The organism is Pseudarthrobacter phenanthrenivorans Sphe3 (assembly GCF_000189535.1).
GTDB lineage: Bacteria > Actinomycetota > Actinomycetes > Actinomycetales > Micrococcaceae > Arthrobacter > Arthrobacter phenanthrenivorans.
Genome location: NC_015145.1, coordinates 1,615,147 through 1,637,563, shown reverse-complemented (window position 1 = coordinate 1,637,563; position 22,417 = coordinate 1,615,147). Strand labels below are relative to the sequence as shown.

The 22,417-nt window shown below is 65.8% G+C and carries 21 protein-coding genes and 1 tRNA gene; 6 read left to right on the top strand and 16 right to left on the bottom strand.

The genetic code is table 11. The features are described 5' to 3' along the window. The first annotated feature begins 106 nt into the window (after nucleotides 1-106). From ASPHE3_RS07565 to ASPHE3_RS07555, 3 genes are read left to right on the top strand one after another with little or no spacing between them, the layout of a single operon-like run. Nucleotides 107-895: an alpha/beta hydrolase gene (locus tag ASPHE3_RS07565; RefSeq protein ID WP_013600636.1), complete on the top strand. Its 789-nt coding sequence runs from the start codon at nucleotides 107-109 to the stop codon at nucleotides 893-895. Next, complete coding sequence (locus ASPHE3_RS07560) at nucleotides 892-1,713, top strand: alpha/beta hydrolase (protein ID WP_013600635.1); 822 nt, start codon at nucleotides 892-894, stop codon at nucleotides 1,711-1,713. Before ASPHE3_RS07565 ends, ASPHE3_RS07560 begins: the two co-directional genes overlap by 4 nt. Next, nucleotides 1,700-2,284 carry a hypothetical protein gene (locus ASPHE3_RS07555; protein ID WP_013600634.1) on the top strand — a complete coding sequence of 195 codons (585 nt, stop codon included), beginning with the start codon at nucleotides 1,700-1,702 and terminating at the stop codon, nucleotides 2,282-2,284. The genes ASPHE3_RS07560 and ASPHE3_RS07555 overlap by 14 nt, the downstream gene beginning before the upstream one ends. A gap of 47 nt (nucleotides 2,285-2,331) precedes the next feature. On the opposite strand, the gene ASPHE3_RS07550 is transcribed toward ASPHE3_RS07555, so the two are convergent. After that, nucleotides 2,332-3,423 (bottom strand): ROK family glucokinase, encoded by a 1,092-nt coding sequence (locus ASPHE3_RS07550; RefSeq protein WP_041652022.1) that lies wholly within the window; start codon nucleotides 3,421-3,423, stop codon nucleotides 2,332-2,334. Between the two features lie 188 nt (nucleotides 3,424-3,611). On the opposite strand from ASPHE3_RS07550, the gene ASPHE3_RS07545 reads away from it, so the two are divergent. Then, on the top strand, nucleotides 3,612-5,420 hold the full coding sequence (locus tag ASPHE3_RS07545) for an AMP-dependent synthetase/ligase (protein ID WP_013600632.1): 1,809 nt from the start codon (nucleotides 3,612-3,614) through the stop codon (nucleotides 5,418-5,420). A 94-nt stretch (nucleotides 5,421-5,514) separates the two neighbouring features. Here ASPHE3_RS07545 and ASPHE3_RS07540 read toward each other — a convergent pair whose 3' ends face one another. Then, the gene (locus tag ASPHE3_RS07540) at nucleotides 5,515-8,910 is read right to left on the bottom strand and encodes a pyruvate carboxylase (RefSeq protein WP_013600631.1); all 3,396 of its coding nucleotides are present in this window, start codon (nucleotides 8,908-8,910) and stop codon (nucleotides 5,515-5,517) included. 300 nt (nucleotides 8,911-9,210) lie between these two features. Here ASPHE3_RS07540 and ASPHE3_RS07535 point away from each other — a divergent pair, with 300 nt between their 5' ends. Then, entirely contained in the window at nucleotides 9,211-10,029 is an 819-nt protein-coding gene (locus tag ASPHE3_RS07535; RefSeq protein ID WP_041652021.1) for a ParA family protein, read from the top strand. An 89-nt stretch (nucleotides 10,030-10,118) separates the two neighbouring features. Here ASPHE3_RS07535 and ASPHE3_RS07530 read toward each other — a convergent pair whose 3' ends face one another. From ASPHE3_RS07530 to gcvH, 5 genes are all read right to left on the bottom strand, one after another. Beyond that, nucleotides 10,119-10,712: a MerR family transcriptional regulator gene (locus ASPHE3_RS07530; RefSeq protein ID WP_009358601.1), complete on the bottom strand. Its 594-nt coding sequence runs from the start codon at nucleotides 10,710-10,712 to the stop codon at nucleotides 10,119-10,121. Between the two features lie 232 nt (nucleotides 10,713-10,944). Further along, a complete protein-coding gene (locus tag ASPHE3_RS07525; protein WP_013600629.1) occupies nucleotides 10,945-11,448 on the bottom strand; it encodes a bifunctional nuclease family protein in 504 nt (167 codons plus the stop codon). Then, nucleotides 11,448-12,164 (bottom strand): transcriptional regulator FtsR, encoded by a 717-nt coding sequence (ftsR, locus tag ASPHE3_RS07520; RefSeq protein WP_013600628.1) that lies wholly within the window; start codon nucleotides 12,162-12,164, stop codon nucleotides 11,448-11,450. Before ftsR ends, ASPHE3_RS07525 begins: the two co-directional genes overlap by 1 nt. Nucleotides 12,165-12,187: 23 nt before the next feature. Beyond that, the gene (locus tag ASPHE3_RS07515; RefSeq protein WP_013600627.1) at nucleotides 12,188-12,664 is read right to left on the bottom strand and encodes an FHA domain-containing protein; all 477 of its coding nucleotides are present in this window, start codon (nucleotides 12,662-12,664) and stop codon (nucleotides 12,188-12,190) included. A gap of 156 nt (nucleotides 12,665-12,820) precedes the next feature. After that, a complete protein-coding gene (gcvH, locus tag ASPHE3_RS07510) occupies nucleotides 12,821-13,207 on the bottom strand; it encodes a glycine cleavage system protein GcvH (RefSeq protein WP_013600626.1) in 387 nt (128 codons plus the stop codon). A 162-nt stretch (nucleotides 13,208-13,369) separates the two neighbouring features. On the opposite strand from gcvH, the gene ASPHE3_RS07505 reads away from it, so the two are divergent. Continuing rightward, complete coding sequence (locus ASPHE3_RS07505; protein ID WP_013600625.1) at nucleotides 13,370-14,239, top strand: Fpg/Nei family DNA glycosylase; 870 nt, start codon at nucleotides 13,370-13,372, stop codon at nucleotides 14,237-14,239. Between the two features lie 50 nt (nucleotides 14,240-14,289). Here the strand turns inward: ASPHE3_RS07505 and ASPHE3_RS07500 are convergent. From ASPHE3_RS07500 to ASPHE3_RS07460, 9 genes are all read right to left on the bottom strand, one after another. Beyond that, nucleotides 14,290-14,366: transfer RNA gene (locus tag ASPHE3_RS07500), tRNA-Pro, on the bottom strand. 148 nt (nucleotides 14,367-14,514) lie between these two features. Beyond that, the gene (der, locus tag ASPHE3_RS07495; protein WP_013600624.1) at nucleotides 14,515-16,065 is read right to left on the bottom strand and encodes a ribosome biogenesis GTPase Der; all 1,551 of its coding nucleotides are present in this window, start codon (nucleotides 16,063-16,065) and stop codon (nucleotides 14,515-14,517) included. Nucleotides 16,066-16,075: 10 nt separating this feature from the next. Further along, a complete protein-coding gene (locus tag ASPHE3_RS07490) occupies nucleotides 16,076-16,756 on the bottom strand; it encodes a lysophospholipid acyltransferase family protein (protein ID WP_049786118.1) in 681 nt (226 codons plus the stop codon). A 31-nt stretch (nucleotides 16,757-16,787) separates the two neighbouring features. Next, nucleotides 16,788-17,501, bottom strand: a complete 714-nt coding sequence (gene cmk / locus ASPHE3_RS07485) for a (d)CMP kinase (protein WP_013600622.1) — start codon at nucleotides 17,499-17,501, stop codon at nucleotides 16,788-16,790. Then, on the bottom strand, nucleotides 17,501-18,610 hold the full coding sequence (locus tag ASPHE3_RS07480) for a prephenate dehydrogenase (protein ID WP_013600621.1): 1,110 nt from the start codon (nucleotides 18,608-18,610) through the stop codon (nucleotides 17,501-17,503). Before ASPHE3_RS07480 ends, cmk begins: the two co-directional genes overlap by 1 nt. Before the next feature lie 3 nt (nucleotides 18,611-18,613). Next, nucleotides 18,614-19,816, bottom strand: coding sequence for a pseudouridine synthase (locus ASPHE3_RS07475; protein ID WP_013600620.1), 1,203 nt, complete (start codon nucleotides 19,814-19,816; stop codon nucleotides 18,614-18,616). Nucleotides 19,817-19,925: 109 nt separating this feature from the next. Beyond that, entirely contained in the window at nucleotides 19,926-20,573 is a 648-nt protein-coding gene (gene scpB / locus ASPHE3_RS07470; protein WP_041652669.1) for an SMC-Scp complex subunit ScpB, read from the bottom strand. Nucleotides 20,574-20,584: 11 nt separating this feature from the next. Then, on the bottom strand, nucleotides 20,585-21,397 hold the full coding sequence (locus ASPHE3_RS07465) for a segregation and condensation protein A (protein WP_013600618.1): 813 nt from the start codon (nucleotides 21,395-21,397) through the stop codon (nucleotides 20,585-20,587). Between the two features lie 7 nt (nucleotides 21,398-21,404). Continuing rightward, nucleotides 21,405-22,304 (bottom strand): ParA family protein, encoded by a 900-nt coding sequence (locus tag ASPHE3_RS07460; protein WP_013600617.1) that lies wholly within the window; start codon nucleotides 22,302-22,304, stop codon nucleotides 21,405-21,407. Nucleotides 22,305-22,417: the final 113 nt, after the last annotated feature.

Below are 22,417 nucleotides of genomic sequence, written 5' to 3'. Positions count from 1 at the left end.
AAACCTCTCCGGAAGGCGGCCCCCGGGCCCCGCGTCGGGCCTGGCCAGCAGTTCAATGCAACCCTACTCTAGTGAGATTTGTCCGGAACAGTGACACGATGGAGCAATGAGCGAAAGCAGCACCCCGTCCCCTCCTGCCGCTTTCAGCTATCCCGGCCACGGACCGAATGCCAGGACCGGCGTGGCCATCTGCCATGGCTTCACCGGCAGTCCTTTAAGCGTGTTGCCATGGGCAGAACACCTTGCTTCACAGGGCTATGCAGTGAGCGTGCCACTGCTGCCGGGACACGGAACGGACTGGCGCCAGCTGGCCAGGACGCGCTGGGACGACTGGTACCGCTGCTTCGAAAACGCCTTCCTCGAATTGGAGCGCAGCACTGAGAGAACGTTCGTCGCCGGGCTGTCCATGGGCGGGGCCCTGGCACTGCTGGCTGCCTCACGCCACAACGTTGCCGGCGTGTCCGTGGTCAACCCCGGCCTGAGTTTCTACGACCGGCGCGTGCGGGTGGTGGGAGTCCTGAAGTACTTCCAGCGGACCACCCTCCCCATCGAGGAGGAGCAGCCTACCGCCGCGGCCACCAGCCACGGGGATTATTCACGGACCCCTCTGGCCGCTGTCCACGAGCTGAAGAAGCTCTTTGGCGCGGCTGCCCGTGGGCTCCCCCGTGTCTCTGTGCCGGTGCAGGTCTTCAAGTCTGAGACTGACGCCGTAATACCGCCGACGTCGCTGGCATTGCTCCGGAAGGGCCTGGCCGGGCACCTCACGGATGTGGTGCACCTCCGCCGCAGCGGCCATGTGGCTACGCTGGACGTGGACGCGCCGGAGATATTTGCGAAATCCAGCGCGTTCTTCCATGCCCTCGCCCGCCAGACCCCCGCATTGGAGACTCCATGACCTCCGGCCTGGACCACAGCCCCTTCAGCAGTCCGTTCACCGGCAGCGGTCCCCGCGTCGGTGTGGTGCTCTCGCACGGGTTTACGGGAAGTCCGCACGGGCTGCGGACGTGGGCCCAGTCCCTGGCCGCAGCCGGTTTTGCCGTCCGGATGCCGCTGCTCCCCGGCCACGGCACCAGCTGGCAGGAGCTCGCCCGCACCCGCTGGCAGGAGTGGCACGCCGCCCTGGATGATGCCTACCTCGAACTGGAAGCGGACTGCGATTACGTCTTTTCGGCAGGGTTGAGCATGGGCGGGGCGCTGGCACTGCGAATCGCGGCCACCCGACCCGTGGCAGGGGTGATCCTGGTGAACCCCGGCCTGGTGATCGATGATCCCCGGGCACCGCTGGCAGGCATTTTGAAGCTGGTCATGAAGAGCACCCCGGCCATCGCCAATGACATCCTCAAAGAAGGCATGGACGAGGGCGCGTATTCGCGGACCCCGGTCGCTGCAGCCCACCAGCTCAACAAGATGTTCCGCGACACCCTCAGGCTCCTCCCCCGGATCACTGCTCCGGTCCAGGTCTACCGCTCCGCCGTGGACCACGTGGTCTCCGACTCAAGCATTGCTGCGCTGCGGCGCGGACTCACCCATGCTCCACTGGAGCTTGTCCGCCTCGACAACAGCTATCACGTGGCTACCATGGACCACGACGCCGACCGGATTTTCGAAGGCTCCGTCACGTTTATCCGCTCCCTGGTTTCCGACGGGACGCCGCAAGTCCCCGCCGCGGGTCCGGCAACAACTTTGGAGGTCATGTCCCATGAACAGGCCTGACCCGGGCTCCCCCGACCAGGGCGCCAACCAGGACGACGCCGTTTGGCTGGACCTGGTGGCCCGCCTGGAGGCGGATTCCGGCACAGTCTCCGGCACCGACACCGCGCCAGGCGCTGACCCCGGTCAGGCGCCCGGCCCCGGACAGGCACCCGGCCAGGACTTCTCCGCCACAGGGCGGCCAGCCACCTTCCGGGATTTCGACCCCCTGGGCCTGGCCGGCACCACGCCGTCGGAAAGATCCGCCGCGGAACGGCAGGCCGCGGCGGATGGCGGCTCCAACGCGGGGGTGGACTCACCCTCCGGCCCCCGCGACTACGAGGTGGACCCGGAGGACGGCGATTTCGTTCCCGAGGAACCACCCAGCCTGGCGGGCACCGATCCGTTGACCATGCTTGCCTGGCTCGCTGCCGTGGGCGGACCCGTGGCACTGCTGCTGGCAGCCATGTTCTGGCGCGCCGCACCGCTGTTGGCCATCGTGGGAATCGTGGCGGTCTTCGTGCTCGGCACGGTGTACCTGATCATGAAGCTGCCGCAGGAAAAAGACGAGGACGACGACGGCGCACGCGTCTAGCGCCAGGCTTGGCCGCGGCGGCAACCCGCCGCCGCCGTAGCCACGCGTCAGCGACGCGTCCGGCTGCTTACCCTGGAGAGGTCTGCGGCGCCGATAAGCCCCGCATTGGGCCCGAGCGCGGCCAGTTCAATCCCCGCTGCGGGACGGAACCCGCGGCCTGTCAGGTTGCGTGCGAAGGCCTTCCTGGCAGGCTCCACCAACAGGTCACCGGCTGAGCACAACCCGCCGCCAATAACGAATAGCCCCGGATCCAGCGCGGCGGCAAGATTTGCCAGGCCAAGGCCCAGCCACTCCCCCACTTCCTCGAGCAGTTCGCGTGAAGCCGGATCGCCGGCAAGCGCCAGTTCCGTCACAATGGCACCGGTGATGGCGTCCGCCCGTCCGCCCACGGCCGCAAGCAGGTCCTGCGCCACCGGAGAGTTGGCCCGCGCCAGGATCCTTGCCTCGCGGCCCAAAGCATTCCCAGATGCGTACTGCTCCCAGCAGCCCCGGTTGCCGCATTCACAGCGGTGCCCGCCGGGCATGATGATCTGGTGCCCGAACTCGCCGGCCACGCCGAAGCGGCCCCGTTCTACCCTGCCGTCCATCACCATGGCTCCGCCAATACCGGTACCCAACGTGATACAAACCAAGCGGTCTTCGCCCTGGCCCGCGCCAAAGCGCCACTCGGCCCAGGCGGCGGCGTCAGCGTCGTTGGCCAGGAGCACCGGCCGGCGGAGGAGTTGCTGCAGGTTGGCCCGGAGCGGTTCATTACGCCAGGCGAGGTGTGGGCTGAACAGCACTGTGCCGCCGTCGAGATCCATCCAGCCGGCCGCGCCAATCCCTACGGACCAGATCCGGTGGCCCCTGCCCAGTTCCTCCACCAGCTCAACGATGACCTGCTCCACGGCCCGGGGATCCCTGCCCGGCGTGGTTCGCCGCGCCTCGCTGAGGATCCTGCCATCGGCATCCACCACACCCGCGGCTACCTTGGTGCCCCCGATGTCGATGCCAATGGCCAGCCCCTTACGCCCAAGGCGCAGGTGTTGCCGGAAGCCCTCGCCGCGCCGCGGACCCACCCGGCTGGAGGTGGGCCGCAGCCTCCATGGGGCAGGTCTCTTCAGTGGCCCGGCCTTTTCGCCGGGTGGCGGTACGTACATAGTCCCCCATTCTAGGTGGGCGCTTTGGACGCACGGGTGTGGCCGGCCGGAGATGCCGCCCACATGTCGCACCGCCCCGTTGACGGCAAAGTTACCGACCAGTAACTTTAGATACTGCACGGCCCGGCAGCGGCATACTAGTCTTTAGGCATACCCCTGCGCGGGACCCGGATATCAAAGGAGCTATAGTGCGCGAATTCAGTGTTCCGCCTCTTGTTGTTGTCCCATCGGAAACCAACATCACCGATCTGGTGCTGAGGCAGGCAGCAAAGGCCAGCAACCCTGCGCTCTTTTCGCGGCTGGACGCCTCCGGGTCCTGGCAGGACATCTCCGCCACAGACTTCCTGGCCGATGTCAGGGCTTTGGCGAAGGGCCTCATGGCAAGCGGCGTAGCTGCCGGGGACCGCGTGGGCATCATGTCCCGTACCCGCTACGAATGGTCGCTGGTGGACTTCGCCATCTGGTTTGCCGGCGCCGTTTCCGTGCCGATCTACGAAACCTCCTCCCCTTCGCAGGTGGCCTGGAACCTCGGGGACTCCGGGGCCGTTGCCGCCTTCGGTGAGGCAGCCCACCATGAGGACATCATCCGGCAGGCGGTGACTGCCGAGGCGCTGACGTCCCTTGAGAACGTCTGGCAGCTGGAAGGAAAGGGCCTGGACGCCCTCCGCGACGCGGGCCGAAGTGTCAGCGACGACGACCTTGAGGCCCGCCGGAAGACCGCCCGGCTGGGCGATACCGCCACCATCATCTATACCTCCGGAACCACCGGCAGGCCCAAGGGCTGCGAACTTACCCACGGGAACTTCGTGGAACTCTCAGACAACGCTCTGGCCATCATCGGCGAGATCGTCCACGAGAACGCCAAGACCATCATGTTCCTGCCCCTGGCCCACGTCTTTGCCCGCTTCATCTCCGTACTTGCCATGGCGGCCGGCACCACCGTGGCACACACTCCGGACATCAAGAACCTCCTGGCAGACCTGCAGAGCTATGAGCCAACGTTCATCCTGGCCGTGCCGCGCGTTTTCGAAAAGGTCTACAACTCCGCGCTGACCAAAGCGGAAGACGGCGGGAAGGGAGCCATCTTCCACAAGGCAGCCGATACCGCCATCGCCTTTTCCAAGGCCCGGCAGGAGGGCCGCGTGGGCTTGGGCCTGAAGCTCCGCCACGCACTGTTCGACAAACTCGTCTACGGCAAGCTGCGCGCGGCGATGGGCGGCCATGTCGCGCATGCCGTGTCCGGCGGCGGCCCCCTCGGGGAGCGGCTGGGACACTTCTTCCAGGGCATCGGGCTGCAGGTACTCGAAGGCTACGGCCTGACCGAAACCACTGCGCCGATTTCCGTGAACACACCGTCACTGATCAAGATCGGATCCGTCGGCAAGCCCCTGCCGGGCAATGCCGTAAAGATTGCCAGCGACGGGGAAATCCTGGCCAAGGGTGTCTGCGTGATGCGCGGCTACTACAAGCGGCCCGACCTGACCGCCGAGACGTTCGACGACGGCTGGTTCCGTACCGGTGACATCGGCCGGCTGGATGAGGACGGTTTCGTCTGGATTACCGGGCGCAAGAAGGAGATCATCGTCACCGCTGGTGGCAAGAACGTGATTCCGGCGCTTCTGGAGGACCAGATCCGGGCGGACGCGCTGGTGTCGCAGGTGCTGGTGGTGGGTGACAACCGGCCGTTCATCGGCGCGCTGATCACGCTGGACCAGGAGGCCCTGCCTGGGTGGCTGCAACGCCACGGCCTTCCCGCTGACACATCCCTCGAAGACGCCGCTGCCAGCCCCGTGGTCAAGGCTGCGGTCCAGGACCTCATCACGGCCGCCAACACGTCCGTGTCCCAGGCGGAGGCGATCAAGTCCTTCCGGATCGTGCCCGCCGAGTTCACGGAGGCCTCTGGCCACCTGACGCCGTCCATGAAGGTTAAGCGGGCCCAGGTGATGAAGGACTTCGAGACCGTCATCGAAGAAATGTACGCCGCGCCGCGGTCCTAGAAACAACAACGCGTAGAAACAGCAACGCGGGGTCACTTCCCGCCCGTCCGAAGCATCGGATTGGGCGGGAAGTGACCCCGCGTTTTTTGTTGAGCTACTCGACGACCAGCAGGAGGTCTCCGCCTTCCACCTGCTCGACGGCGGAGATGGCGAGCCGGGAAACCTTGCCGGCCACCGGCGTCGTAATGGATGCCTCCATCTTCATGGCCTCGATGGTGGCCACCGTGTCCCCTGCCTTCACCTCGTCACCGGGCTTGACGGTGACGGTGACGGCACCGGCGAACGGCGCCGCAACCTGGCCCGGCTGGCCGGGATCAGCCTTTTCCGCAGCCTTGACGTTGCTGACCACGGAACGGTCCCGGACCACCACCGGGCGTGACTGGCCGTTGAGGGTGCACATGACCGTGCGCATGCCCTTTTCGTCCGGCTCGGAGACTGCCTCCAGGGAAGCGATCAGCCGCACGCCCTTCTCCAGCTGGATCTCGTGCTCCTGGCCGCGCTGCAGGCCGTACAGGTAGTCGCGGGTATCCAGGACCGAGATATTGCCGTAGGTTTCGACGCTCTTGAGGTAGTCCTTGGTGGGTCCGTCAAAGAGCAGCCGGTTCAGCGTGTGCTGGCGGGTCTTGGAATCGGACTTCAGCGCTGCACTGTCCTCGGCGCTGAGCTCTACGTCGCGGACCTTCACGCTCCGTCCCTGCAGGGCCTTGGTGCGGAAAGGCTCAGGCCAGCCGCCGGGAGGGTCGCCGAGTTCGCCGGACAGGAAGCCGATGACGGAGTCCGGAATGTCGTAGTTCTGCGGGTTCTCCTCGAAGTCGGCCGGGTCTGCGTTCAGGCCCACGAGGTGCAGGGCAAGGTCCCCCACCACTTTGGACGACGGGGTCACCTTGACCAGGTGGCCGAGGATGCGGTCCGCAGCGGTGTACATGTCCTCGATGGCCTCGAACCGCTCCCCCAGCCCCAGGGCCATGGCCTGCTGGCGCAGGTTCGAGAGCTGCCCGCCCGGGATCTCGTGCTGGTACACGCGTCCCGTGGGGCCCGGCAGGCCGGACTCGAACGGCGCGTAGACGCGGCGGACCGCTTCCCAGTAGGGCTCCAGCGAGCTGACGGCCGCCAGGCTGAGCCCCGTATCCCGCGGGGTGTGCGCCAGTGCCGCCACCAGGGCAGAGGCAGAGGGCTGGCTGGTGGTTCCCGCCAGCGACGCCGAGGCAACGTCCACGGCGTCCACCCCTGCATCGACGGCTGCCAGCAGCGTTGCCAGCTGGCCGCCGGCTGTGTCGTGGGTGTGCAGGTGCACCGGCAGGTCGAAGCGTTCCCGAAGCGCGGACACCAGTTTCGCCGCTGCTGCCGGACGGAGCAGACCGGCCATGTCCTTGATGGCAAGGATGTGGGCGCCGGCGTCGACGATCCTCTGCGCCAGTTCCAGGTAGTAGTCCAGCGTGTAGAGCTTCTCCTCCGGGTCCAGCATGTCGCCGGTGTAGCAGAGCGCCACCTCGGCGACTGCGGTGCCCGTGGCGCGGACAGCGCGGATGGCCGGGGCCATCTGGCTGACGTCGTTGAGGGCGTCGAAGATCCGGAAGATGTCGATGCCGGTGGCCGCAGCCTCGTTGACGAAGGCTTCCGTGACTTCTTCAGGGTACGGCGTGTAGCCAACGGTGTTGCGGCCGCGCAGCAGCATCTGGATGCAGACGTTGGGCATGGCCGCGCGCAGGGCGGCGAGCCGGTCCCAGGGGTCTTCGCCGAGGAAGCGCAGTGCGACGTCGTAGGTGGCGCCGCCCCAGGCCTCAACAGACAGGAGCTCCGGCATCAGCGCGGTGACCGCGGGCCCGGCCGCGACGAGGTCGCGGGTCCTGACGCGGGTGGCCAGCAGCGACTGGTGCGCGTCGCGGAACGTGGTGTCCGTGACGGCTACCGCGTTCTGTTCACGCAGGGCCCGGGCGAACCCCTCCGGGCCCAGCTCGAGAAGCCGCTGCCGGGAGCCCGGAGCCGCTTCTTTGTCCTTCACGGACGGCAGTTTGCGGGCCGGGTTGGAGTGGACCTTCAGTTCGCCGTTGGGCTTATTGACAGTGACATCCGCCAGCCAGGTGAGGAGTTTGGTGCCGCGGTCGGCAGAGACGCGCGCCTTGAGCAGTTGCGGGCGCTCGTCAATGAAGGAGGTTGCCACATCGCCGGCGATGAAATCGGGATCGTCAAGCACCGCCTGCAGGAAGGAGATATTGGTGGAGACGCCGCGGATACGGAATTCGGCCAGGGCACGGCGGGCGCGGGCCACCGCGGAAGGGTAGTCCCTGCCGCGGCAGGTGAGCTTGACCAGCATGGAGTCGAAGTGCGGGCTGATCTCCGCACCTGAGTAAACAGTGCCGCCGTCGAGCCTTACGCCCGCACCGCCGGCCGAGCGGTAGCCGGTGATCTTTCCGACGTCGGGGCGGAACCCATTCGCCGGGTCCTCCGTGGTGATGCGGCTCTGCAGCGCGGCGCCGCGAAGCCGGACGGTGTCCTGGGAGAGGCCCAGGTCAGCCAGGGTTTCGCCGGCAGCGATGCGCATCTGGGCCTGCACCAGGTCGACGTCGGTGACTTCCTCCGTGACCGTGTGCTCCACCTGGATGCGGGGGTTCATTTCGATGAAGACGTGCTGCCCCGCGCGCTCACCGACTGTGTCGACGAGGAACTCAACGGTTCCGGCGTTGACGTAATTGAGGGCCTGGGCAAACTTAACCGCATCCCGATACAGGGCTTGCCGGATGTTTTCGTCCAGGTTGGGGGCCGGGGCGATCTCGATGACCTTCTGGTGGCGGCGCTGGATGGAGCAGTCGCGCTCGAAGAGGTGCATGACGTTGCCCTGGGCGTCGGCGAGGATCTGCACTTCGATGTGGCGGGGGCGCAGGACGGCCTGCTCCAGGAACATCGTGGGGTCGCCGAAGGCGGCGTCGGCCTCGCGCATGGCAGACTGCAGGGCTTCGGGCAATGCTTCGCGGGTGTCCACGCGGCGCATGCCGCGCCCGCCGCCGCCTGCCACGGCCTTGGCGAAGATGGGGAAGCCGATCTCGTCCGCTGCCGCAATGAGTTCGTCCAGGTCCTTGGACGGCGCACTGGACTTAAGGACGGGCACGCCGGCGTCCCGGGCGGCCTTCAGTGCAGCCACCTTATTGCCCGCCAGTTCCAGGACTTCCGCCGGCGGACCAACAAAGGTGATGCCGGCAGCCTTGGCGGCACGGGCAAGGTCCGGGTTCTCGGAGAGGAAACCGTAGCCCGGGTAGATAGCGTCCGCACCGGATTCCTTTGCTACCCGGACAACTTCGTCAACATCCAGGTAGGCCCGGACCGGGTGGCCTTCTTCGCCAATCAGGTAGGCCTCGTCCGCTTTCTGGCGGTGGATCGAGTTCCTGTCCTCCTGGGGGAAAACGGCAACGGTCTTGGCGCCCAGCTCGTAGCCGGCGCGGAAGGCCCTGATCGCGATTTCGCCGCGGTTGGCCACCAGAACTTTGGAAAACATACTTCTCCTGCATCATTGCGGGTGGATCGGTGAGTGGTCACAGTGTCTAGGACCTACAAGGACAAACACAAATCTTTGTGTCGACTGTCACAGATTTCCCCGTCATGTCCCGAACCCTTAGCCGGTCCGGGCGGAAACCGCCCCCGCAGCACAGTCGGTGCCATGCCGACGCCCGATAAAGCGGGATTCGCCGATGCATCAACATATGATGAATGGGGCGGCAGGACCGTCCGGCTTCGGCACTGCCGGAGCAAACATTACCCCCAACACGGCATCCGGCGTTAGGTTTTGGTCTCTCAAGTGCAAGTAGTCAGCATCAGCAGCCTTAAGGGTGGAGTCGGCAAGACTTCCGTCACCACAGGATTGGCGTCCGCGGCGCTGGCCGCAGGCATCAGCACGCTGGTGGTGGATCTTGATCCCCACGCGGATGCAACCACCGCGCTGGGCGTGCAGCCCGGCGACCAGCTGGACATTGGCAGGATGCTCAAGAGTCCGCGGCGGGCGAAGCTGGCCGAGAATGTGGTGGGCAGCAGCTGGACGGCGCGTGCGCAGGCGAACGGCTCGACGCCTGCCGTCCTGGACGTCGCTGTCGGTTCCGCGTATACCGGAATCTACGACCGGCCGGACCTTGGCCGACGTGACCTGCGCAGGCTTTCCTCGGTCCTGGCGACGGGCGGCGACTACCAGCTTGTGCTCGTGGACTGTCCGCCGTCGCTGAACGGCCTGACCCGGATGGCATGGTCCGCCAGTGACAAGGTGGCACTCGTTGCAGAGCCCGGCCTGTTCTCCGTGGCGGGCACGGAGCGGACCATGCGCGCCATTCAGCTCTTCCGGCAGGAGTTCGCCCCCAACCTTTCCCCCGCGGGTATTGTGGCCAACCGGGTGCGGAGCGGCTCGTCGGAGCACGCCTATCGGCTTGCGGAAATGGAGTCCATGTTCGGCGACCTCCTGCTGAGCCCCCGGATCCCGGAGCAGGCCAACTGGCAGCAGATCCAGGGCGCGGCCCATCCTGTGCACCACTGGCCGGGCGACTCCGCCAAATCCGCCGCCGCGCTCTTCGACGAGCTCCTGGCCAACCTGATGGCGGTGGGCAGCGGCCTGCGGAGCCGTGCCCGGTAGGGGAACACGCAGAAGGACCACGTTAACTGACAGGGCCGCTCTCCGGATGGAGAGCGGCCCTGTTCGTCAGGCTGTTCGTCAGACGGGCATCAGCTGATCTTACGGGCTGCCCGTCGCTTGCTCAGTTCGTCGTCCGGAAAGGACTGCTCGGCCGCGTGCTCGCTGGGAAGCGACGCGAGGCTGCCTTCCACTTCCCGCCATACGCGCCCGACGGCGATGCCGAACACACCCTGTCCGCCTTGGACGAGGTCAATCACTTCATCGGCGGAGGTGCACTCATAGACGCTCGCGCCGTCGCTCATCAGCGTGATCTGGGCAAGGTCCTCAACGCCGCGTTCGCGGAGGTGTTCCACTGCGGTACGGATCTGCTGAAGCGACACTCCTGTATCCAGCAGCCGCTTGACCACCTTGAGGACCAGGATGTCCCGGAAGCCGTAGAGACGCTGCGATCCCGAGCCGGCAGCGCCGCGGACTGCGGGCTCCACCAGTCCGGTGCGTGCCCAGTAGTCCAGCTGCCTGTATGTGATGCCGGCTGCCTTGCAGGCTGTGGGACCGCGGTAGCCCGCGTCCTCGTCCAGCACAGGAAGGTCTTCAGTGAACAGGAGGCCCTGGGCACCGCTCGCGGGCACAGCAACACCAGCCGTGGGCTGCTTCAGCCCGCCTGCTTCGCCTTTGGGACTCACCTGGATCCTCCTTGTCATGCGCTCCCGGGGAAACTCCTACTGCAGCGGTGCATGAAGACCATGCATGTAATTTTCGCGGGGCGCACTTTCCAGTGTGACTTGCGCGGCTGCCGTAAGCAATGGGAACTTGATACTTCGACGTTAGGCCCGGCGGCTCGGAAGGTCAAAGACCCTGAAGGGTTTCAGGGGGCGTGTCGAAAGATTCATCCTCAACTTTAACCTTAACGTGACCTTAGCCGTCGAAGTCCTCGGGCTCCACGTCATCCAGAAACTCCCGGAAGCGGCGCAGTTCGCGCTCTTCATCCACAGTGGGACCGGGCTCCGTGTCCTCACCTTCGTCATGCTCGGTGATGCGCACACCGGCCTCGTCCATGACCGAATCCGCACACCAGATGCGGCACTTCGCCCGCAGCGCGATGGCAAGGGCGTCCGAGGCCCGGGAACTCACCGTGGTCCCGTTTTCGAACTGCAACTGGCCGTAGAAGATGTTGTCCTCCACGGCGACGATGTTCACGCTGACCACCGAATGCCCCAGGGACTCGACCACATCCACCAGCAGGTCGTGTGTCATGGGACGGGGCGGGACCACTCCCTGCTGGGCGAGTGCGATGGCGCTGGCCTCCGGCGTGCCGATCCAGATGGGAACATGGCGTTCGCCGTGCATCTCCCGGAGCAGGACCAGCGGCTGGTTGGAAGGCAGTTCGATGCGAACGCCTACAATCTCGACTTCAATCATCAGATGTCCATGCGTGAGATGTGGTCCTGCACCAGGGCCCGGTGCAGGGTGAGGCAAAGATCGCTGATTTCACGGGCGGCCTCTGCTGCCCGTGCCTGGGACGCCGGGTCCTTGCGGGACGCCAGCGGGGCAACAGCACGCTCCACCAGGCCGAACTCCCGTTCCGCCGCCGCCTGGAAGGGACGGAGGTGGCGGGGTTCCAGCCCATGGCTTTCCAGCTGGACACATGCGCGTGCCACCTGGAGTGCGTGCTCATCAAACTGGCCGTTGCTGTGGCTGATCAGCCCAAAGCTCAGGAGGGCTTGCAGCAGCGGCACACTTGCGCCGGATTCAGTCCGGAGCTGTTCCTCGGTGAGCTTGCGGCCGCGGCTCTGGAGTTCCGCAGCGAGCTCGTCCGAGACGATCCGCGGGGACACCACGACGCCGGGCGGCAGGTTCTCGGGGCGTTCGCCCCTGTCGATGGCGTCGAGATAGTCCTTGATGACTTTGAGGGGAAGGTACTGGTCGCGCTGCAACGCGAGGACGAAGCGCAGCCGTTCCACATCGCTGTCGGAATACTGGCGGTAGCCCGCCGGCGTCCTCCGGGGGTTGATCAGCCCTTTTTCTTCAAGGAACCGGATTTTGGACGCAGTCATCCCCGGGAAGTCCGCGCTGAGCTGGGCCAGGACTTCCCCGATGTTCAGGACCTGCGGTCCCCGGCGTTCCGGTTGTGCCATTGCCACAGGCAGTGGTCCCGGGTTCAGCCGCGGCCTGCAGCGCTGGCAGGGCTCAGGTAGAAGGTGAGGCGGAACTTGCCGATCTGGACTTCGCTGCCGGACTTGAGCTCCACCCTGTCCACGCGGTCATGGTTGACGTAGGTGCCGTTAAGGCTGTTCATGTCCACCACCTCGAAGCTCCGTGCGGTACGCCGGAACTCGACGTGGCGCCGGGACACCGTGACGTCGTCGAGGAAGATATCGGCGTCAGGGTGGCGTCCTGCCGTGGTGACATCGGAGTCAAGCAGGAACCGGGCACCTGCATTGGGCCCGCTGTGTGCCACGAGCAGGGCGGATCCAGCCGGGAGCGCCTCAACCGAGTTGCGTTCCTCGGAGGAAAGCTTGGGGGCAATCGTGGGCTCATCCCTCACCGGGGTGAGGTTGATCGAGGTGGTCTCCGACGCCCTGGCCGCACCCGAGCCGTATTCCCCGTCGGCAGGGTTCTGTGTGTGGCCGGCCATGGACTCCTCCTCTTCCCGCTGCGGCCTTCAGGTCCGCAACCAACATATGCTCCGGACCTGCAACGCAGGCCCGGTCCCCGGTTGCCCGATCCGGCCGCTGACGTGCGAAGACATTCTGGCTTCGCTGCGTGGCCGGACCGGAATTACCGGTTAGCTTTAGCCTACCTGCTGTTCGTACTCGGATGCACTGAGCAATGACTCAACCGCGTCGGCTTCGGCAAGCTTGACCTCGATCAGCCAGCCGTCACCGTAGGGATCGGTGTTGATAAGGGCGGAATCGGTGTCAAGGGATTCGTTCCGGGCAACGACTTCGCCCGTAACAGGCGCGTAAATATCGCTGACGCTCTTGGTGGACTCAACCTCGCCCACAACCTCGTTCGCGGTGATCCTGGTGCCGACTTCCGGCATCTGGGCATAGACAACGTCCCCCAGCGCATCCTGGGCGAAATCGGTGATGCCCACCCGCACCACGCCGTCGGCATTGGGTGCGGAGACCCACTCGTGTTCGGCGGTGTAGGACAGATCTTCGGGAATGTTGCTCATCAGGGGCCTTTCATCGGGTCGAACACCAATGTCAACGCAGCCGGGAACGGCCGCGTTGAAAGTATAGGCACAACTGCCGGAGCCTTCGCGGGCGTATCTGACAAGATGGGACGCATGAGCGAGTGCAAAGCCGGTGGCCGCCCCAGGCTCGGCAGGTAACGGATGCCTGAGCTGCCCGAAGTCGCAGGCCTGGCAGGGTTCCTGGACGAGCACCTGCGGGGAAGCACGGTGTCAAAAGTGCAGATCGTTTCCTTCGCTGTGCTCAAGACCGCCGACCCGCCGTTCAGTGCCCTTGAGGGCAGGACCGTCACGGGCGTGCGGCGCTTTGGCAAGTTCATCAGCATCGATACGGACGGAATTTCGTTCGTGTTCCATCTGGCCCGGGCAGGCTGGATCCGGTTCACGGACTCCCCCACTGACGCGCAATTGAAAATGGGCAAAGGCCACATCGCCGCGCGCCTTGCCTTCACGGGCCCCGGCGGACCCCGCGGCTTCGACCTGACCGAGGCGGGCACCAAGAAGAGCCTCGCAGTCTACGTGGTGCGCGATCCGCAGGACGTGCCCGGCATCGCCACCCTGGGGCCGGACCCGTTCGCAGAGGCGTTCGACGCCGGCATGCTGGCTGAAATCCTGGCAGGCAGTTCCCAGCAAATCAAGGGACTCCTGAGGAACCAGGGCGTGATCGCCGGGATCGGCAACGCCTACAGTGACGAGATCCTGCACGCGGCACGGATCTCCCCCTTTGCCACCGCCAAATCCCTGGACCGGGAAACGGTGCAGGTGCTGTACAACGCCATCCACGACGTCCTGGGCACTGCCCTGGCGGAAGCGGCTGGCAAGCCGCCGAAGGACCTCAAAGACGTGAAACGAAGCCATATGCGCGTCCACGCCAGGACGGGCCAGCCCTGCCCGGTCTGCGGCGACACCGTCCGGGAAGTTTCGTTTGCCGATACTGCCCTGCAGTACTGCCCCACCTGCCAGACCAAGGGCAAGATCCTGGCCGACCGCAGGACCTCGAAGTTCCTCAAGTAGCAACACAAAAAGCGGAAGCGCCGGAGAAATTCTCCGGCGCTTCCGCTCTTTGGTCGGGCTGACAGGATTTGAACCTGCGACCCCTTGACCCCCAGTCAAGTGCGCTACCAAGCTGCGCTACAGCCCGCTGGTTCCGCCGTTCTCCGCTGTACGGCATCTTCGGTTTTATTCGAAGATTTCCACCAGCAGTCCGGCCGAACCACCTAGAAGAGCTTACACGATCCCGGAGGGTGCCTGTGACACTTTCCGGGATTCCGCCCCGAGGTGTGTCGCAATTAACGCTTCTTGCCGCGCTTTTCACGGACGCGCATGCTGACTTCGATGGGAGTGCCCTCGAAGCCGAAGGTTTCCCGAAGCCGGCGGGTGATGAAACGGCGGTAGCCGGGGTCCAGGAATCCCGTGGTGAACAGCACGAACTTCGGCGGCCGGCTGGACGCCTGGGTGCCGAAGAGGATGCGGGGCTGCTTCCCGCCGCGGACGGGGTGCGGGTGCGCGGCCACGAGTTCGCCGAGGAACGCGTTCAGGCGGCCCGTGGCAATGCGCTTGTCCCAGTTCTCCAGGGCCAGGTCCAGGGCGGGAACCAGGCGGTCCTTGTGCCATCCCGTCTTGGCCGAGATGTTCACCCGGGGCGCCCAGTTCACGTGGGCCAGGTCCTGTTCGATTTCGCGCTCGAGGTAGCGCCGGCGTTCGTCGTCGAGCAGGTCCCACTTGTTGAACGCCAGCACCAGGGCGCGGCCGGACTCGATGGCGAGCTGCAGGATCCGGACGTCCTGCTCGCTGAGGACTTCATCCACCGCGAGGAGCACGACGGCGACCTCCGCCTTCTCGAGCGCGGCCTGCGTCCGCAGGGAGGCATAAAAGTCCGCCCCCTGCGCCATGTGCTGGCGGCGGCGGATGCCTGCCGTGTCCACGAAGCGCCACGTCCGGCCACCGAGCTCGATGAACTCGTCCACGGGGTCGCGGGTGGTTCCGGCGGTGTTGTCCACCACCACGCGCTCGGTGCCCGCAAGCTTGTTCAGCAGCGAGGACTTGCCCACGTTGGGTCGGCCGATCAGGGCAATGCGCCGCGGGCCGCCGGAGCGGTCAGTTCCCTCGATGGTGGAGAACTCCGGGAGGACGTCCATCACGTGGTCCAGCAGGTCCGCAACTCCACGTCCGTGCAGCGCCGACACAGGGTAGGGCTCCCCAAAGCCGAGGCCCCACAGGGTGGCCGAGTCAGCTTCCTGGGCAAAGTCGTCCACCTTGTTGGCCACCATGATGACGGGCTTCTTACTGCGGCGCAGCATCTTCATGACGCCTTCATCGGTGGCAGTAGCCCCCACAGCGGAGTCCACGACGAAGAGCACGGCGTCCGCGAGTTCCACGGCCATCTCCGCCTGTTCGGCAACCCTGGCGTGGATGCCGCGGGCGTCGTGCTCCCAACCGCCGGTGTCCACAAGGGTGAAGTTGCGGCCGTTCCAGTTGGCGGAGTACATGACACGGTCGCGGGTGACGCCGGGGGTATCCTCCACCACGGCCTCGCGGCGGCCCAGGATGCGGTTCACCAGGGTTGACTTCCCCACGTTGGGGCGTCCGATGATGGCCAGGACGGGGTCGAGCTTGACGGGTCCCTCGAAGTCCTCGTCGCCATACTCCCCACGCAGCAGCGCGGCGTCTTCCTCATCGAGGTCATAGTCCTCCAGGCCGGCCCGGAGGGACGCCGCGCGAAGTTCCGCCTCGTCGTCGTCAATGGCAGCCAGCCGTTCGGCCACCTGGTCCGTGCCCGTGGGCGTGTAATCGTCTTCGCCGGCGCCGGGGTGGCCGGGAGTTTGAGTCGTATCGCTCATTGCACTGTCCTTAGTGGTCATCTGCCGGCGTCCCGGCTACTGCTGTTAAGTCTTTGTGGGCATCTGCCGTGGGCAGGGGCTGCCCGCTGAGTTGAATGGAATCCTGGACGTGCCCTGCCAGCGCAGCGCGGATTTCCAGCGCCGCCCTGTCCATTGAAGCACGCCCGCTTTCCCCGGCCCGCCGGGCAAGGGTGAGGGCATTTCCGAAGCTGACGTGGAAGCGCCTGCCCGGCCGGGGTACGTAATCCAGGTGTTCGCCGCCCCTGCGGGTCCCCAGGATCGCCACCGGAACCACCGGGGCTCCGGAGTTCAGCGCCAGCCAGGCCACGCCGCCGTTGATGTCCGCCGCCGCCCCGCTCCCCCGCGTGCCTTCGGGAAGGATCCCTACGCACCGCCCGGCGTCGAGCACTTCCTTGCAGCGCTGCAGGGCTGCGCGGTCGCCGCGCCGGTCCACCGGCAGCTGTCCGGAGGCGGTGAGCACCCGGCCCAGGAATCCGCTGAACATTTCCTGCTTGACCAGGATGTGCATGGGCCTGGGCGAGGCGCCGAACATGACAGGCCCGTCCAGGAAGCTGATGTGGTTCGCAGCGAAGATCACCGGCCCGCCGGTGGGAACGTTGTCCCTGCCCGTGACGGTGGTCCGGTACACCAGATGGTCCAGGACCCAGCCCACCGGCCTGCTCCACGCCATGGTCAGGCCGGACGGGATTCCCGGCCTGCCGTCAGTCACGGTTGAGGACCTTCGTGACGATGACGAGGGCGGCGTTCACCGTTTGGTCGAAATCAAGGTCGGATGAGTCCAGCGTGACGACGCCGGAGGCAGCCTTGGTGAAATTGACCACCGTGGAATCCTTGGCATCGCGATGGGTCACCTGCGCCGCCAGCTGTTCCGCATCCTGGGTTCCGCCGAGCTGGATGCCGCGCCGGCGCAGCCGCGCTTCCTCGCTGGCGGTCAGCAGCATCCGGACTTCGGCGCCGGGCGCGACGACGGTAGTGATGTCCCTGCCTTCCACCACCATCCGGCGGTGGTGCTTTTCAATCAGTTCCCGCTGCCGCCGGATCAGCTCAGTCCTGGCGCCGAGGGTTGTGGCCACTGCGCTGACCGCGGACGAAATGGCCGGCTCGCGGATGGCGTCGGTGACGTCCACACCGTCCACCCGCACGTAGTCCTCCTGCGGACTGGTGCTTAGTTCAAGGACCAGGTCCCGGGCGGCTTGCTCCACTGCAGCGGCATCGTTGAGCTCGATCCCGTGGGTGACGCAGTACCAGGTCAAGGCGCGGTACATCGCGCCGGTATCCAGGTAGGCCAACCGGAGCCTGCGGGCCACTTCCTTGCTGACGCTGGACTTGCCTGAGCCGGAGGGGCCATCGATGGCAACCACCAGCGGGCGTCCGATGCGCAGCGCCGGCATGGTATCGAGAAGTTCCTGTGTCATTACTGGAGTACCCGCCATCCGCGGTCGTTGAGTGCTTCGATCAGGTGGTCATGCTTGTTCGGCAACACGGATATTTCCACCATACCCACGTTTTGTCCCGACGAGTGGTCAAGCCGGAGGTCCTCGAGGTTCACACCGATCTCCCCGATCTCCGTCAAAAGCCGGGCTATCTGGCCCGGCTTGTCATCCACCAGGACCGTCAGCCAGGAATAGGCCTGCGGCGGTCCGCCGTGCTTGCCCGGAATGCGGGCCTGGCCTGCATTGCCTTCGCTCATCAACTGGGCCAGGTCCAGCCGTGCACCGGGCGCCGTGGGATTTTCCAGTGTCCCGATCAGCCGGTTGAGGTCTTCACGGACGCCGTAGAGGATCTCCACCACCTTGGCGGCGTTGCCGCCCAGGATCTGCACCCAAAGGGACGGATCGCTGGCGGCAATCCGGGTTACATCGCGCAGCCCGTTGCCCGCAAGGGACAGCGCATGCAGCGGCGTGCCCTGCAGGCGGCTGGCCAGCAGCGAGGACATGATCTGGGGCAGGTGCGACACCAGGGCAACCGCTTCATCATGTTCGTCAGCGGTGAACTGGGAGACGACGGCTCCCAGGTCGGAGGCCAGCGACCGGGCCGTCTGGAGCGCCGCCGCGGACGTTTCCTCCGAGGGACACACCACCCAGGGCATCGAGGTGAACAGCTCGCCGCGCGCGGCCACTGGACCGGACTTTTCCCGTCCCGCCATGGGGTGGGTCCCCACATAGCGGGAGAGGTCCACGCCGCGGCTGCGCAGCTGCGCCAGGATGTCCTCCTTAACGCTGGCAATGTCCACCACAACGGAAGCGGGATAGTCGGACAGGGCTTGCGCCACGACGCCGGCCGTGACGTCCGGCGGGGCCGCCACCACCACCAGTTGCGGCACGACGCCGCCCAGCTCTGCCAGCGGCCGGCCGGCACCGATATCCACGGCTACTGCCTGGTTGGTGGGCGAGGGATCGGACAGGAACACGGGCACGCCCCGGCCGCGCAGGCCCAGTCCGATACTTGTGCCCAGCAGGCCGGTACCGAGGACCACCACGGGACCGTCCAGGTGCCCGCGGCCCAGGCTGTGGAAGGCGGACATGCCTCAGAGCCCTACGGATGCCAGCAGATGGCCGACTTCCTGCTTGCCGAGGTTGCGGATGCTTCCCTGGCGCTGGTCTCCCAGGCCAATGGGTCCCACCTTGACGCGGACCAGCCGCAGCACCGGGAACCCGACGGCGTCGAAAAGCCGTCGGACAATGCGGTTCTTGCCGGAGTGCAGCACAACCTCGATCAGGACGTGGCCGGGCGTGGAGTCGACCAGCCGGAAAGAATCCACAGAGGCAAAGCCGTCCTCGAGTTCCACGCCTTCCTTGAGCTGTGCACCGATACCCTGCGGGAAGGGACCGCGCACCTGCACCAGGTAAGTCTTGGGCACTTCGTAGGAAGGGTGGGTCAGGCGGTTGGCCAGTTCGCCGTCATTGGTCAGCAGGAGCAGCCCCTCGGTGGCGACGTCAAGCCGGCCCACGTGGAAGAGCCGCTCGCCCTTGTTCTTGGCGTTCTTCAGGAAGTCGCTGATGCAGGGGCGCCCTTCGGGATCCTCCATGGTGGAAACAACGCCCTTGGGCTTGTTGAACACCATGTAGACCATGTTTTCGTCGAGCTGGATCCGGATGCCGTCCACGTGGATGACGGCCGTCTTCGGGTCGACGCGGACGCCGAGCTCGGTGACGACCTGGCCGTCCACTTCCACCCGGCCCTCGGCGATCATCTCTTCGCAGACGCGGCGCGATGCCACGCCGGCTGACGCCATCACCTTCTGCAGGCGCACGCCGTCTGCATCATGGAGCTCCGACTGGGGAACTTCACCACGCGGACCCTTCCTGCGCGAGGGCTTGCGGATGGGACCCAGGTTCTGTCCGAAGCGTTCGCTGCCAAAAGCCCGGGAAGCTGCCGTTCCGGGAGCACCGGTGCGCGGCTTTGGCTTAAGGGCGCCCGGTGTCCCTGGCGCCTTCCTGGCTCCCGGCTTGCGGGCGGCAGGTTTCCGGGACGACGCCTTGGCGGACGTGGGCTCCGGGTGTCCCTGCTGGGGACCGGCCTGGTCGGGATCGATGAACCGCTCCTCGCGCGGCTTGGGAGCGCGGTGCGGCCGGTCACTGCCGAAAGCGGCCCCGCGCTTGGCAGCGCCGCCGCGGGATCCACCCGCGGCATTGCCACCCTGGAAAGTATTGCGTTGTGGTTTGCCGCGTTCTGTTCCGCCGCGTCCCGAACCGTTACGTGGTGAACCCTGGCGTCCCGCCTGTGTCATGACCCGTCCTTCAATTGTTGTGCCGGAAAGCTGTCCGCAGACACCTCAACCGGCCGTACAGAAATAGTCTGCCCTGATAAATGTTATTGCCCAGCCAGGGCGAACCCCGCTAGATGCCTTCGGCGTCGTAGTACTCCGCGATGCCATCCAGCCCCGGAATGTGTGGTGACAACTGTGGCAGCCCGGCCACCGAACTGATTCCCATCCGTTCCAGGAAATACGAGGTTGTCCGGTAAAGGATGGCGCCGGATTCAGCATCCGTGCCCGCGTCCTCGATCAGTCCCCGCTGGGCGAGCGTGCGAACTACGGAGTCAACATTGACGCCCCGAATTGCGGATACCCTGGCCCTGGAAACCGGCTGCCGGTATGCGATGACGGCAAGCGTCTCCAAGGCTGCCTGCGTCAGCCTGGCCGTCTGCCCTTCCAGCACATACTTGCCCACGATGTCGGCAAATTCCGGCCGCGAGTAGATGCGCCAGCCGCCGCCGACGTTCCGCAATTCAAAACCCCGGGGGCTGGAGCCGAAACCAGCTGGGCTGGCCTGATCCATATCCGGGGCTTTAACAGTATAGCCGTTATACTCGCGCTGAAGTTCGGCCAGCAGCGCAGCGACCGTATCAACCGACAGGTCCAGGCCCGCTGCCAGTTCCTCTTCCGTGGCGGGCTGGTCAATAACCATCAGCACAGCCTCGATGGCGGCCTTGGCCCCACCGGGCAGGTTTTGGGGATCGGCCGCCCCTGGGCGTGCGTCGTCCATGGCTCCGTTGGTCACAACTGCTCCTCAAATTCATCGCTCAGGTTCTCCGCGGACCACTGCCGGCCACCCGCCGTCCAGTGGACGGCGAGGTCGGCAAGCGGCGAAAGCTGGTCGAACGAGACCGCCTTGTCACGGAACAGCTCCAGCAGGGCCAGGAACCGGGCCACCACCACCAGGGTTGACTCGGCATCGGCGATGATGGCCCGGAAGGTCAGGGGTGACTCACGCTGGAGGCGCAGACCCACGATCTCGGCTTGTTCCTTGACGCTGACGTTGCCGCCATGGAGGTGGGCCAGCCCGACTTCGGTGGGAGCCGCCGCCTTGGGACGCAGCGCGGCCTCCGCCAGGGCGGCGAACTGTTCGGGGGTGTGCTTCCAGACAAGTTCGGGAAGCATGGCGGCGAAGTGCTCCTCAAGGGCCACCTGGCGGGGGAAGCGCTGTGCTTCCTGGTGCAGGGTTTCGCCAAGGAGGCCGGCAACGTGCTTGAAGGCCTTGTATTGAAGCAGCCGGGCAAAGAGGAGATCCCTGGCTTCCAGGAGCGCTATGTCCTCGTCATCCTCGACCTCGCCGGCAGGAAGCAGCCGGGCGGCTTTGAGGTCCAGCAGCGTGGCGGCAATCACCAGGAATTCGCTGGCCTCGTCCAGCGCCCATTCCTCGCCCAGCTTTTGCAGCTTCCGGATGTACTTGATGAATTCGTCGGTCACCGTGGCGATCGCCACTTCGGTGATGTCCAGCTGGTGTTTTGCGATCAGCCCCAACAGGAGGTCGAACGGACCGGTGAAGTTGGCCAGCCGCACCTCGAAGCCGGGTTTGGAATCGGCCACGGCGTAGCTAGGGTGCGCCGCCGCGCGAGATCAGCTCTTTGGCCAGCCTGCGGTAGGCATCCGCTCCCACGTGGTTGCCGGCATAGCTGGTGATCGGCTCCGCCGCCACCGTGGCATCCGCGAATTTGATGGAGCGCTTGATGACGGTCTCGAAAACCTTGTCTCCGAAAGCTTCCACAAGGCGGGTGATCACTTCACGGCTGTGCAGGGTGCGGGCGTCGTACATGGTAGCCAGCACGCCGTCCACCTGCAGGCGGGGGTTGAGCCGGTCCTGCACCTTGTCGATGGTTTCCACCAGAAGGGCTACGGCACGGAGGGCAAAAAACTCGCAGATCAGCGGAATGATGACGCCGTGTGCTGCGGTGAGCGCATTGACGGTCAGCAGGCCCAGCGACGGCTGGCAGTCGATGAGGACGACGTCGTAGTCGTCCTCGACTTTCTTCAGGGCGCGGTCCAGGACCTGCTCGCGCGCCACTTCGTTCACCAGCTGGACTTCCGCTGCCGACAAATCGATGTTGGCCGGCAACAGGTCGACGTTTTCCACCCCGGTCTGGTGGATGGCATCGCGGATGTCCACTTTGCGGTCCATCAGCACGTTGTAGACCGTGAGGTCCAGCTCATGGGGATTGACGCCGAGGCCTGCGGACAAGGCCCCCTGGGGGTCGAAATCGACCAGGAGCACGCGGCGGCCGTACTCGGCCAGCGCCGCGGCGAGGTTGATGGTGGAGGTTGTCTTTCCCACGCCGCCTTTTTGGTTGACCATGGCGATCACGCGGGCCGGACCGTGGGAGGACAGCGGCGCAGGTTCCGGGAACTCCCGGTATGGGCGTCCCGTGGGGCCCATCACCGCGTTGTCCAGGTCAAATTCCGTGCCCTCCAGAGTTGCTGAACCCTGTTCGCTGCTCACGTATCTATCCACACTTTCGATGACGGTGATTTCCTGCCGCTGGATGCCAGCGCCGTTCCTTCTTCTTCCCAAGGTTACAGCGGCCGACACGGTATTCGAGGCAACTTGACTTT

Excerpts from the sequence above, each read along its gene's own strand:
- ASPHE3_RS07565 (WP_013600636.1), top strand. The coding sequence starts at position 107 with ATGAGCGAAAGCAGCACCCCGTCCCCTCCTGCCGCTTTCAGCTATCCC.
- ASPHE3_RS07560 (WP_013600635.1), top strand. The coding sequence starts at position 892 with ATGACCTCCGGCCTGGACCACAGCCCCTTCAGCAGTCCGTTCACCGGC.
- ASPHE3_RS07555 (WP_013600634.1), top strand. The coding sequence starts at position 1,700 with ATGAACAGGCCTGACCCGGGCTCCCCCGACCAGGGCGCCAACCAGGAC.
- ASPHE3_RS07550 (WP_041652022.1), bottom strand. The coding sequence starts at position 3,423 with ATGTACGTACCGCCACCCGGCGAAAAGGCCGGGCCACTGAAGAGACCT.
- ASPHE3_RS07540 (WP_013600631.1), bottom strand. The coding sequence starts at position 8,910 with ATGTTTTCCAAAGTTCTGGTGGCCAACCGCGGCGAAATCGCGATCAGG.
- ASPHE3_RS07525 (WP_013600629.1), bottom strand. The coding sequence starts at position 11,448 with ATGATTGAAGTCGAGATTGTAGGCGTTCGCATCGAACTGCCTTCCAAC.
- ftsR (WP_013600628.1), bottom strand. The coding sequence starts at position 12,164 with ATGGCACAACCGGAACGCCGGGGACCGCAGGTCCTGAACATCGGGGAA.
- ASPHE3_RS07515 (WP_013600627.1), bottom strand. The coding sequence starts at position 12,664 with ATGGCCGGCCACACACAGAACCCTGCCGACGGGGAATACGGCTCGGGT.
- gcvH (WP_013600626.1), bottom strand. The coding sequence starts at position 13,207 with ATGAGCAACATTCCCGAAGATCTGTCCTACACCGCCGAACACGAGTGG.
- ASPHE3_RS07505 (WP_013600625.1), top strand. The coding sequence starts at position 13,370 with ATGCCTGAGCTGCCCGAAGTCGCAGGCCTGGCAGGGTTCCTGGACGAG.
- der (WP_013600624.1), bottom strand. The coding sequence starts at position 16,065 with ATGAGCGATACGACTCAAACTCCCGGCCACCCCGGCGCCGGCGAAGAC.
- ASPHE3_RS07490 (WP_049786118.1), bottom strand. The coding sequence starts at position 16,756 with ATGGCGTGGAGCAGGCCGGTGGGCTGGGTCCTGGACCATCTGGTGTAC.
- cmk (WP_013600622.1), bottom strand. The coding sequence starts at position 17,501 with ATGACACAGGAACTTCTCGATACCATGCCGGCGCTGCGCATCGGACGC.
- ASPHE3_RS07480 (WP_013600621.1), bottom strand. The coding sequence starts at position 18,610 with ATGTCCGCCTTCCACAGCCTGGGCCGCGGGCACCTGGACGGTCCCGTG.
- ASPHE3_RS07475 (WP_013600620.1), bottom strand. The coding sequence starts at position 19,816 with ATGACACAGGCGGGACGCCAGGGTTCACCACGTAACGGTTCGGGACGC.
- scpB (WP_041652669.1), bottom strand. The coding sequence starts at position 20,573 with ATGGACGACGCACGCCCAGGGGCGGCCGATCCCCAAAACCTGCCCGGT.